Genomic DNA, 11,892 nt, shown 5'->3' on the forward strand with positions numbered 1-11,892 from the left:
GGCCGGATTTCTCCCTCCGTCCCGCCGGTCCTCTCTGGTGCTCGGGTCCTAGGCCGAAAGTCGTGACTTCGCCGGCGTTCGTCACGGCGGGATGAATCCCCTGCCCTGGGACGTTGCAGCCTTCGGCGGCGGCGCGCGGGGCCTCTCCCCGCGCGCCAGGCACATCTTGGGGATCGGGAAGCGAGGGCACTGGTGACGACGGGGACGGAACCGGCTGACGAGAAGCAGGAGGGGCAGGGCCCGCGGGTCCTGCCCCACGGGCCGGACCTGGAAGCCGGGCCGGCGGAGAAGGCGGCGGACGGCGGGCCCTCGGCCCGGCAGGGCTGGGCGAAGCGGCTCACGGCGTACTGCTGGCGCTACCGGCGTGCCGTCGTGCTGTCCGTCGGTGCCTCGCTCGCCGGCATGGGCGTCATGGCGCTCGTCCCACTGCTCACCAAGGTGATCATCGATGATGTGGTCGTCGGCAACGAGGGCGGCCTCGCCCTGTGGATCGGCCTGCTGCTGCTCGCCGCCGCCGCCATCTACGTCCTCACTTATGCGCGCCGCTACTACGGCGGGCGGCTCGCCCTCGACGTCCAGCACGATCTGCGGACCGAGATGTACCGCGCGATCATCCGCCTCGACGGGCGCAGCCAGGACGAGCTGTCGACCGGGCAGGTCGTCGGACGTGGCACGAGCGATCTGCAGCTGGTGCAGAGCCTGCTGTTCATGCTGCCGATGATGATCGGGAACGTGCTGCTCTTCGCGGTCGCGCTCGTGGTGATGATCGTGCTCTCACCGGTGCTCACGCTCGTCTCGCTCGCCGTCTTCCCGGCGCTGTGGTGGATCGCCAACCTCAGCCGCACACGTCTCTTCCCGGCCACCTGGTACGCGCAGCAGCAGGCCGGCGCCGTCGCCTCCGTCGTCGAAGGGGCTGTCACCGGCGTGCGCGTGGTGAAGGGCTTCGGCCAGGAGGAGCAGGAGAAGGGCAAGCTGCGCGACATCAGCCGCGAACTGTTCGCCGCGCGGCTGCGCACGGTGCGCCTCAACTCCCGCTACACCCCCGCCCTGCAGAGCGTGCCCTCGCTGGGGCAGGTCGGCATGCTGGCGCTGGGCGGCTGGATGGCCACGCGCGGGGAGATCACGCTCGGCACGTTCGTCGCCTTCTCCACCTATCTCGCGCAGCTCGTCGGGCCCGTACGGATGCTCGCGATGATGCTGACCGTGGGGCAGCAGGCACGCGCTGGCGTCGAGCGGGTCTACGAACTCATCGACACAGAGCCGCAGATGACCGAGCGGCCCGACGCGCACGAACTGCCCGCCGACGCCGAGGCGTCCGTGGAGTTCGACGACGTCGGCTTCGGATACGAGCGGCAGGACGGCCCGGAGGACGCCACCGGGACCGGCGGCGAAAGCCGCGACGGCGAACACGCAGACCAGGCGGAAGGGGCCGGGCCCGCCGCGCGCGGAAGGGTTCTGGACGGCTTCCGGCTGCGCGTGGAGCCCGGCGAGACCGTCGCCGTCGTGGGCTCCAGCGGCAGCGGCAAGTCCACCCTCGCGATGCTGCTGCCGCGCTACTACGACGTGACGAGCGGCGCCGTACGGGTCGGCGGGCACGACGTGCGCGACCTGACGATCGGTTCGCTGCGCTCCGCGATCGGCCTCGTGCCGGAGAACAGCTTTCTCTTCTCCGACTCCATCCGGGAGAACATCGCCTACGGCGCACCCGACGCGACCGACGAGGAGATCCACGCCGCCGCCCGCATCGCGCAGGCCGACGGCTTCATCGCCGAACTGCCCGAAGGCTACGACACCACCGTCGGCGAGCAGGGCCTGACGCTCTCCGGCGGCCAGCGCCAGCGCATCGCGCTCGCCCGCGCCGTGTTGACCGACCCCCGGCTGCTGCTTCTCGACGACGCGACGTCCGCCGTCGACGCGCACGTGGAGTACGAGATCCACGAAGCGCTCCGGAGCGTGATGGCGGGCCGCACGACGCTGCTCATCGCGCACCGCCAGTCGACGCTCGCCCTCGCGGACAGGATCGCCGTACTGGACCGCGGGCGCCTCGCCGACGTCGGCACGCACGAGGAGCTGACGGAGCGCTGTGCGCTCTACCGCAGACTGCTGACCGATCCCGACGAGCTGGGCGAGGTCGAGCGGGACCCCGCGGGCCTGGCGTGTTCCGGGACGGCCTCAGCCGGTGCGGACGCCGTCCCCGCTGAGGGCGGCATCACCCCGGAGCTGTGGGTGCGCCGCGAGGGTTCGGCGCCCGACGGGGCCACCGTCACGGCGCGCACCGACGTGAGCGGAGCGCAGGCCGGGCGTCCCGGCGGCTTCGCCTCCGAGCTGGCCGCCTCGCCGGGCAGCCCCGAACTCCTCGCCCGGGTGGCCGCGTTGCCGCCCGCCGACGACGTACCGGAGGTCGACGAGGCGCAGGCCGAGCGAGCCGAGGAGTCCTATGGGCTGCGCCGGCTTCTGCGTGGCTTCGGCGCGGCGCTCGCCGTGGCGCTGCTCTTCGCCGCCCTCGACGCCGGGTTCGGACTCGCTCTGCCGGTGCTGATCCGCAACGGCATCGACGACGGCGTGCAGAAGGCGGCTCTCGGCGCGGTCTGGACGGCCTCCGCGGTGGCGCTGGCCGTCGTGGCAGGGCAGTGGGTCGCGCAGTACGCCGCGATGCGGCTGACGGGCCGCACCGGCGAACGCGTGCTGTACGCGCTGCGGGTGAAGATCTTCGCGCAGCTTCAGCGCCTCGGGCTCGACTACTACGAGCGCCATCTGGCCGGTGCGGTCATGACCCGGATGACCACCGACGTGGACGCGCTGTCGACGTTCCTGCAGACCGGCCTCGTCACCGCGGTCGTCTCCGTCTTCACCTTCCTAGGCATCCTCATCGCGCTGTTGCTGCTCGATCTGCAGCTGGCGCTGGTCGTCTTCGCGACGCTGCCGGTCCTGATCGTCGGGACGGTGTACTTCCGCCGCCACAGCGTCAAGGCGTACGAATTGGCACGCGAGCGCGTCAGCGTCGTCAACGCCGATCTGCAGGAGTCCGTCGCGGGCCTGCGCATGGTGCAGGCGTTCCGGCGCGAGCGTCGCGGCACGGCGCGGTTCACCGAGCGCAGCGACGGCTACCGGCAGGCGCGGGTGCGCGGGCAGTGGCTGATCTCGGTCTACTTCCCCTTCGTGCAGCTGCTGGCCTCGTTCGCCACGGCCGGTGTCCTCGTCGTCGGCGCCGGACGCATCGACGAGGGGTCGCTCACCGCGGGGGCCCTCGTCGCGTACCTGCTCTACATCGAGCTCTTCTTCTCGCCGGTCCAGCAGCTCTCCCAGGTCTTCGACGGCTATCAGCAGGCGTCGGTCGCGCTCGGCCGCATCCAGCAGCTGCTGCGTGAGGAGACCACAACTCCGGCGCCGCGGAACCCGGTCGATCCCGGCTCGCTGCGCGGCCAGATCACCTTCGAGAACGTGCACTTCCGTTACGCCACCGCGGAGGGCGGCACGCACGAGGAAGAGGCGCTCTCCGGCATCGAACTGGACGTTCCGGCGGGGCAGACCGTCGCGTTCGTCGGCGAGACGGGCGCCGGCAAGTCGACCCTCGTCAAGCTGGTCGCCCGCTTCTACGACCCGACAACGGGTGCCGTGCTCGTCGACGGTTCGGATCTGCGCACGCTCGATCTGCCCGCCTACCGGCACCGGCTCGGCGTCGTACCGCAGGAGCCGTACCTGTTTCCCGGGACGGTGCGCGACGCGATCGCCTACGGACGCAGCGACGCCGACGACGCACAAGTCGAGGCGGCGGCAAGGGCGGTGGGCGCCCACGACATGATCGCCACCCTGACCGGCGGCTATCTGCACCCCGTCTCGGAGCGCGGCCGCAACCTCTCGGCCGGACAGCGGCAGCTGATCGCGCTGGCGCGCGCCGAGCTGGTCGACCCCGACATCCTGCTGCTCGACGAGGCGACCGCGGCGCTGGACTTGGCGACGGAGTCGCTGGTCAACCAGGCGACGGACCGTCTGTCCGGACGGCGCACCACTCTCGTCGTCGCACACCGTCTGACGACAGCCGCGCGCGCCGACAGGGTCGTGGTCCTGGACCACGGGAGGATCGTGGAGGACGGCACGCACGGCGAACTGCTGGAGCAGGACGGCAAGTACGCGAAGCTGTGGCGCACCTTCGTGGGCGGCACTGAACCGGTCGGCGTATCGACGGTCAAGAGTTAGCGTTCAAAGGTTTGACGAAAAAGCGCGGTCTGTTGACTGGATGTGTTCATAACTTTAGTTTCGATCCATGCTCGGACCCCTTCGTCGTCATTACCCCTCGCGCCTCCCCCTGACTTCTCCCCCCGGCGCGGCCAGGGGGAGTGCCCCCAGGGGGAACCTTCACCGTCTGACGCTGCCCCTGCTGGCCTGCACCCTCGTGGCAGCGGTGCCTCAGGCGTCAACCACAGCGCCGCCGGGCGCCGTTGCCTCCGCCACGTCGCCGGACGCCCGGCACGGCGGATGGGTGCTCACCTCGCGCGAACGGGATCCGGACGACAGCTACCGGGCGTACGTCGGCAACGGCTATCTCGGCCAGCGCGTCGCTCCGTCAGGTTCGGGCTACAGCGCGAGCGGCGAGAAGTCCGGCTGGCCCCTGTTCACGCCGCGGTACGACGGCTCGTTCGTCGCCGGGCTGTACGCGAACAACCAGAAGACCGCCAAGAACAAGCAGGCGCTCGCCGCTCTCCCGACGTGGTCCACGCTGAATGTGGCCACCGGCGGGGACTCCGGCGAGACCTTCTCCTCCGACACCCCGGCCGGGCGCATCTCGCACTACAAGCAGTCCCTCGACATGCGTCGCGGCCTGGTGCGCACCTCGCTCACCTGGACCGCCCGCGACGGACGCGCGACGGACCTGACCTACGAGGTCCTCGCCGACCGCAACCACCAGCATTCGGGCGCCGTGCGCGTCCGGATGCGTCCCCATTGGAGCGGCGCGGCCCGCGTCACCGACGTGATCGACGGCCGTGGTGCGCGCCGCGTCTCGCAGACGGGTGGCGGCGACCGTACCGGCAAGGCGTCGCGTCCCGGGGAGCGGACCATGGACGTCGCCTTCCACACGCACGGCACGAAGACCGAGGGAGCCGTCGCCTCGACGCTGCGACCGGGACCCGGCGTACGTGTGACAAGTGAACATAAGGCCGCGCCCGCGAGGAAGCTGACGGCCAAGCAGGGCGTCTCCTTCCGTGCGCAGCGCGGCACGTCGTACGAGTTCACCAAGTACGTCGGCGTGGACACCGCGCACACCTCCGACGCACCGGAGCGCAGCGCCCTGGCCGCCTCCCGCAGTGCCGCCGTGCGCGGCTGGGAGCGCACGTACGCGGCACACAGCGCCGCCTGGAAGCGGCTGTGGCGCAGCGACATCCAGGTCGACGGCCGCCCCGAGCTGCAGAAGTGGCTCCGCTCCGCCCAGTACGGGCTGTTCACCGGCAGCCGGCGCGGCGGCGACGACAGCATCGCCCCGGCCGGTCTCAGCAGCGACAACTACGCGGGCGCGATCTTCTGGGACGCCGAGACGTGGATGTTCCCGGGTCTGCTCGCAAGCCACCCGGACCTGGCAAGGTCCGTCCTCGACTACCGCTACCGCACCCGCGAGGGCGCACGGACCAACGCGCGGAAGCTCGGCCACGACGGCCTCTTCTACGGCTGGACCACCGGCAGGGACGGCGACCTGTGGAAGGAGTGCCACAGCTGGGACCCGCCCCACTGCCGCACCCAGAACCACCTGCAGAGCGACATCGCGCTCGCGGCCTGGCAGTACTACCTCGCCACGGGTGACAGGGATTGGCTGCGCGAGCGCGGCTGGCCCCTGCTGAAGGGCATCGCCGAATTCTGGGCAGGCCGCGCCGAGAAGAACGGGGACGGCAGCTACTCCGTCAAGAACGTCGCCGGTCCCGACGAGTACAGCAACGGCGTCGACGACGGCGTGTTCACCAACGCCGGTGCCGCCACCGCCCTTCGCCACGCCACCCGTGCCGCCGGCCTGCTGGGCGAGAAGGCGCCGCCGCAGTGGACGAAGATCGCCGGCAAGCTGCGCATCCCCTACGACAAGAAGAACAAGGTCTTCGAGCAGTACGACGGCTACGACGGTTCCACCATCAAGCAGGCCGACACGGTGCTGCTCCAGTACCCGCTGGAGTGGCCGATGTCCAAGGCGACCGCGCGGCGGACCCTGGACTACTACGCCGCCCGCACCGACCCGGACGGTCCCGCGATGACGGACTCCGTGCACGCCGTGGACGCCGCGCAGAACGACGAGCCCGGCTGCTCGACGTACACCTATCTCAAGCGCTCCATCGAGCCGTTCGTGCGCAGCCCGTTCGCGCTCTTCTCCGAGGCGCGCGGTGAGAAGGCCGGCGCGGCCGACCCGCACGCGGGACAGCCCGCGCAGGACTTCGTCACCGGCAAGGGCGGCTTCCTCCAGGTCTTCACGCACGGGCTGACGGGGCAGCGGCTGCGCGAGGGGAAGCTGAAGCTGGACCCGATGCTGCCGCCGCAGCTCTCCGAAGGGGTCACGCTCAAGGGGCAGCGCTGGCAGGGCCGTACGTACGACGTCGAGCTCGGGGCGCACCGGACCACCGTCCGGCTCACGAGGGGTCAGCCCGTCACGCTGGAGACGCCGCAGGGCGAGCAGGTCGTCAGCCGGGACCAACCGGTGGTGCTGAAGACCCGCAGGCCCGACCAGGAGCCGACGCCGAACGTCGCCCGCTGCCAGAAGGCCGCTGCCTCCTCGGAGGAGTCCGGCATGTACGCGGGTTCCGCCGTCGACGGCAACTCGGCCACGTCCTGGCTGCCCGACGGCAAGAAGGGCTCGCTCACCGTGCGGCTCGCACGCACGGTCGGCGCCGGCGGCAGCATCGAGCCGCAGTGGGCCGGCAAGCCCGCGAGCCACCGCACCGAGGTGTCGGCCGACGGCAAGAAGTGGCACGCCGCCGGTGAGGGCGGGTCCTTCCGCTACGTACGGGTCTCGGTCACCTCGAAGGACGCGAAGAAGCCCGCCGGCATCAAGGAGTTGCGGGTGACCCGGTGAGGCCCGGCCGCGGCTGACCACCTCGGCCGTCGCCACGCGGGCCTCCGGGCGGTGCGCTCCTCAGGGAGCACCACCCGGAGCCGTCCCGCCGGGAGTCATCCGGGGACGGGGGCAGCCGGGTCCGGCAGGCCGCTCAGTCCCTGCACAGATCCACGATGTATTCGTCCACCGTCTGCACCATGCCGCCGCCCGGCAGCGGTTCACCGTTCGCGCGCCAGTGGACCGCCGACACCTCGTTGTTGGGCGCGAAGGCGCGCGGCCGGTCGGTGTGCGCGGTGAACACCCCGCCGTACAGGACGCGTCCGCTCGTACCCAGCGCCGTGCGCGTGTGCCCGACGAAGCGGAGCTCGCCCGGCTCCAGCAGCTGAGCCGTCTCCTCCCACAGCTCCCGTACGGCCGCCGCCCGCGGGGACTCCCCGGGCTCGATCCCGCCACCCGGCAGCTCCCAGCACTCGCGCTCCCGCTCGTAGACCATCAGCACCTTCCCCTCGTGCCAGAGCACGACCAGCGCGTATCCCATGGGCGCGTCGTCGAAGGCGGAGTCCTCCGGCTGGTCGCGCGCGTCGTGGAAGGCGAGCAGGGCCATGTTGCGGGGGCCGGTGACCAGGGGCTGCGGCTGATGCCGGTAGTCGGTCATGGTGCGCAGCCTAGGCCCTGTCCTCCGGATCTCCGCGGGCCCGCGACGCCGGCCACGGCGCAGCTGTAACGCATGCGACATCTCGTGCAGGGGCGACAGATCTGGCGGTACGCCATCCCTGCCGGTAAGTTCACCTCGACCTTTGACGGATCCAGGGGAGAGCGCATGCGAAGAACGCTCAGATGGACGCTGTCGCTTGCGGTGCTCATAGGCACTGCCGGCGCCGGCGGAGCGTCGATGTCGTCCGCCACAGCGGCCGACACCGACATCAAGGACCGCGTCCTCGCTATCAAGGGGATGAGCTTCATCGAGGAGAAGAAGGTCGACGGCTACCGCTTCTTCCTCCTCAACTACGAACAGCCGGTCGACCACAGGCACCCCGAGAAGGGGACCTTCAAGCAGCGCATCTCACTGCTGCACAAGAGCGAGGACCGGCCCACTGTCTACTTCACGTCCGGCTACGGGCTGAACGAGGAGCCCAGGCGCAGCGAGCCGACGCAGATGACCGACGGCAACCAGGTCTCCATGGAGTACCGGTTCTTCACGCCGTCCCGGCCCGACCCGGCCGACTGGTCGAAGCTCGACATCTGGCAGGCGGCCAGCGACCAGCACCGCATCTTCAAGGCGCTGAACAAGATCTACGGCGAGCGCTGGATCTCCACCGGCGGCAGCAAGGGCGGAATGACGGCGACGTACTACCGCCGCTTCTTCCCCAAGGACATGGACGGCACCGTCGCCTACGTCGCGCCCAACGACGTGAAGAACGACGAGGACTCGGCCTACTACACCTTCTTCGAGAAGGTCGGCTCCGACAAGTGCCGCGACAAGCTCAACGCCGCTCAGCACGAGATCTTCGACCGCCGCGGCGAGATGGTGAAGCGGCTGAAGGAGCTGGCCAAGAAGGAGGGTTACACCTTCAAGCTGGCCGGCAGCGCGGACAAGGCCTTCGAACTCGTCGCGCAGGACATCGTGTGGGGCTTCTGGCAGTACCACCTCGAGAAGGAGGAGTGCGACGCCGTACCCTCCACGAAGGCCAAGACCCAGGAACTGTGGGACTGGGGCAACGAGATCGGCGGCTGGGAGGCCGGCTCCGACCAGGGCATCGAGTACTACACGCCGTACTACTACCAGGCCGGCACGCAGATGGGTTCACCCGACTACGAGTCGCCGCTCCTGGACGATGTGCGCAAGTACCCGGGGCTCAACAAGCCCCGCACGTACGTGCCGCGTGACATCCCGATGAAGTTCGACCGTAAGGCGATGAAGGACGTCGACAAGTGGGTGCGCGCCCACGCGTCCCAGATGCTCTTCGTCAACGGCGAGAACGACCCGTGGAGCGCCGAGCCGTTCAGCGTCGGCAAGGGCACCGATGAGGCGTACGTGCTCGAGGCGCCCGGAGCCAACCACGGTGCGAACATCGCGGGGCTGAGCGACGAGGACAAGAAGAAGGCGACCGCCGCGCTGCTGAAGTGGGCCGGTGTGGAGCCCGCGAAGGGTGCGCAGCCGAAGCGCCTGACGAAGTACGACGCGGACCTGGACCGTCCCGTCAAGGAGGACCGGATGCTGCGGCCGTAAGGCTGCCGGCACCGCCGTTCACTCTGCACAACCGGTGCCCGGCCGGGGCCAGTTCGGCCCGGCCGGGCACCGGTCTGTCCGCGACCGCGAGCCCGGGCGCGCCGGGCCGGGGGAGGTGAGCCGTGACGGGATCAGGGCATCGGGCAGGACGACGGCACGGAACGACGCGGCGTCGCCTCCCGGCTCACTTCCCGGCGTCCTCGCCCGTCATCAGGCTCCGCAGATGGTCCCGTACCGACGGAAGCAGCCCGGGGAGCTCAGGCACCTGCGGGTACCAGCGCTTCTCGTACTCCCAGCACAACCAGCCGCGTGACGGGTCGGAGTGCGGCCCGGTCGCCACGCTGCCCCCGGTCCCGACGGCCCCGATGGGGTCCTTCGCGTTGCCGGCGTGCGTCAGGAGCCCGACCACCTCCCGCAGCGGCAGGACTCCTTCGCCGGGCGGCACCGGAGTGGTGTCGTCCGCGGAGACGATGTCCTTGACCTGCACATAGCCCAGGAACGGGGCGAGGAGACGCTGGCTCGTGCCCGGGTCCTCACCGGCGCGCCAGGTGTGCATGACGTCCCAGAGCGCACCGGCCGAGGCATGCCCCACGGCGGCGAGGACGCGGGCGGCGTCCTCGCCGGTGCTGTGGGAGTCGTGCGTCTCCAGCAGCAGTCGCACGCCGAGGTCGGCGGCGAGCGGCGCCAGGGCCGCCAGCCGGCGTGCGGCCGTCGCGTCGGCCTCCTCGCGGCTGCAGTCGCCGCCGCCAGGGAAGACCCGTACGAACGACGCGCCCAAGTCCCGTGCGAGCTCCATGAGTTCCTGCACGTCCGTCAGCACGGCGTCGTCGTCGCCGGGGGCCGCGACCTTGGCGTACCCGGCGATCGCCAGGACCTCCACGCCCGCCGCCTTGAACTCCTCGACCACGTCGACGCGCTCGGCCAGGGTCAGACCCGGGTGGACGGGCTCCTCCGGATGCGCGCGCAGCTCCAGTCCCTCGAAGCCGGAGTCGGCCGCGAGACGTACGACGTCGGGAACGGGGAGGGAAGGGATGCCGAGGGTGGAGAAGGCGAGTCGCATGAGCACAGCGGACCAGATGCCCCTGTGCTCGTACAAGCTCCGGGGGTCAACTGGTCGCACGTGCCTCCGCGCCGGGGTGAGAGAGGCGGCGTCCCAGCTCAGCCGCGGGGCCCGGGCGGTGGAGCCGTCGAGCCGCGCGCCATGAGCTCGGTCCGTACGGTGGCGACACCGCCGGGTGGCGGAGTCTCGCGGCCGAGGGCGAGCCGCCCGGCGCGGGCGCCCGCGTCGTGCAGGGGGATGCGGACGGTGGTGAGCGTCGGCGAGGCGTCGGCGCTGAAGGGAAGGTCGTCGAAGCCCGCGACGGAGACGTCTTCGGGGATGCGCAGGCCCTGGTCGCGCAGCGCGGCGCAGACGCCGAGCGCGACAGTGTCGTTCGCGGCGAGAACGGCCGTCAGGTCGGGCACGCGGCGCAGCAGTTCGAGGGCGCCGTCGTAGCCGGAGGAGCGGTCGTAGGCGCCGCCGTGCACGGTGAACTGCTCGGCGTCGGCAAGGAGTTCGGGGGCTCTGGCCCGTATGGCGAGCCGGTGGCCCTCCAGGCGGTCCCGGGTGGTGGTGCGGTCGGACGGGCCGGTCACGTAGCCGATGCTGCGGTGACCGAGCGAGAGGAGATGTTCGGTGAGGCGGCGGCTGCCGCCGCGGTTGTCGAAGGCGAGGGTGACTATGCCGTCCCCGGTGTCCGCGCTGCCCTCTCCGTCCCGTCCGTTCTCCTGGGGCGGCCGTGGCTGCTCCCGTTCGGGGCCTTGGTGCGTGTCCTTCTGCTCCGGCGGGAGAGGGGGCCGGCCGCACAGCACGATGCGAGTGCCTCCGGAGGCGAGGCGGCGCAGCCGGGTCGCGAGCGCGGCGCCGTGCTTCTCGTCCTCCACGCCACTGCCCGTCAGGACGACGGCGGCCGCGCGCTGGCGCTGAAGGTGTGTGAGATAGCTCAGCTCGCTCTCCGTCGAGCCGCCCGTGTTGCAGACGACGGCGAGCTTCTGGCCGCCGCCGCCCTGACCCCCGGCGCCCATCTCGCTCTGCACGGCGCTGGCGATGATGCCGAAGAACGGGTCGGCGATGTCGTTGACCAGGACGCCGACCAGGTCGGAAGTGGCCGCGGCGAGTGCGCTGGCGGGTCCGTTGACGACGTACTGCAGCTCCTCGACCGCGCGCATGACCCGTGTGCGGGTGGCGCCCGCGACAGGGTAGTTGCCGCTCAGCACGCGCGAGACGGTCGCTGCCGAGACCCCTGCTCGCGTCGCCACATCGGCCAGAGTCACTGCCATCCAGTCCTCCGTTGTCCACAGTTCACGTAAATGCCTTGGGGGAGCGCCCTCACCGGTCGGTCGTGCACTGGTGATGCGACGCGGCGGCGCGGTTGACGCGAATGTGCATCAGTGCAGCGCACACGCCACAGTCGTGTTCGTCGGTGGCCGGGCGCGCCCATGTTCTCACTCCGTGTGTCCCTTGGTTACCGCAACCGGTTCCCCGGCCGGTTTGGAACGAGGCATTCCGGTCCCCTGGTGCACAGGGTCTTGTCCTGTCATATCAAGCACCCTTAGTGTCCTCGCCACGGTAAGCGCTTGCACTCTTTGGGAGGCC

Annotated in this window: 6 protein-coding genes; 3 read left to right on the plus strand and 3 right to left on the minus strand. The window is 70.8% G+C overall.

Going from position 1 to position 11,892, the window contains the following annotated elements; translation table 11 throughout:
• Window positions 1-267 precede the first annotated feature (267 nt).
• Together I004_RS34130 and I004_RS0115525 are read left to right on the plus strand one after the other, a co-directional pair.
• Window positions 268-4,197: an ABC transporter ATP-binding protein gene (locus I004_RS34130; RefSeq protein WP_051345082.1), complete on the plus strand. Its 3,930-nt coding sequence runs from the start codon at window positions 268-270 to the stop codon at window positions 4,195-4,197.
• 67 nt (window positions 4,198-4,264) lie between these two features.
• Entirely contained in the window at window positions 4,265-7,045 is a 2,781-nt protein-coding gene (locus I004_RS0115525; RefSeq protein WP_078511243.1) for a glycosyl hydrolase family 65 domain-containing protein, read from the plus strand.
• Between the two features lie 133 nt (window positions 7,046-7,178).
• Here I004_RS0115525 and I004_RS0115530 read toward each other — a convergent pair whose 3' ends face one another.
• Complete coding sequence (locus tag I004_RS0115530) at window positions 7,179-7,682, minus strand: NUDIX domain-containing protein (protein WP_028436256.1); 504 nt, start codon at window positions 7,680-7,682, stop codon at window positions 7,179-7,181.
• A gap of 165 nt (window positions 7,683-7,847) precedes the next feature.
• On the opposite strand from I004_RS0115530, the gene I004_RS0115535 reads away from it, so the two are divergent.
• Window positions 7,848-9,257 carry a S28 family serine protease gene (locus tag I004_RS0115535; RefSeq protein ID WP_028436257.1) on the plus strand — a complete coding sequence of 470 codons (1,410 nt, stop codon included), beginning with the start codon at window positions 7,848-7,850 and terminating at the stop codon, window positions 9,255-9,257.
• Window positions 9,258-9,441: 184 nt separating this feature from the next.
• Here the strand turns inward: I004_RS0115535 and I004_RS0115540 are convergent, their stop codons facing one another.
• Together I004_RS0115540 and I004_RS0115545 are read right to left on the minus strand one after the other, a co-directional pair.
• Complete coding sequence (locus tag I004_RS0115540; protein ID WP_028436258.1) at window positions 9,442-10,317, minus strand: sugar phosphate isomerase/epimerase family protein; 876 nt, start codon at window positions 10,315-10,317, stop codon at window positions 9,442-9,444.
• Window positions 10,318-10,415: 98 nt separating this feature from the next.
• Window positions 10,416-11,576, minus strand: coding sequence for a LacI family DNA-binding transcriptional regulator (locus tag I004_RS0115545; protein ID WP_028436259.1), 1,161 nt, complete (start codon window positions 11,574-11,576; stop codon window positions 10,416-10,418).
• Window positions 11,577-11,892: the final 316 nt, after the last annotated feature.

This window comes from Streptomyces sp. TAA486 (assembly GCF_000426165.1).

Excerpts from the sequence above, each read along its gene's own strand:
- I004_RS0115525 (WP_078511243.1), top strand. The coding sequence starts at position 4,265 with ATGCTCGGACCCCTTCGTCGTCATTACCCCTCGCGCCTCCCCCTGACT.
- I004_RS0115530 (WP_028436256.1), bottom strand. The coding sequence starts at position 7,682 with ATGACCGACTACCGGCATCAGCCGCAGCCCCTGGTCACCGGCCCCCGC.
- I004_RS0115535 (WP_028436257.1), top strand. The coding sequence starts at position 7,848 with ATGCGAAGAACGCTCAGATGGACGCTGTCGCTTGCGGTGCTCATAGGC.
- I004_RS0115540 (WP_028436258.1), bottom strand. The coding sequence starts at position 10,317 with ATGCGACTCGCCTTCTCCACCCTCGGCATCCCTTCCCTCCCCGTTCCC.
- I004_RS0115545 (WP_028436259.1), bottom strand. The coding sequence starts at position 11,576 with ATGGCAGTGACTCTGGCCGATGTGGCGACGCGAGCAGGGGTCTCGGCA.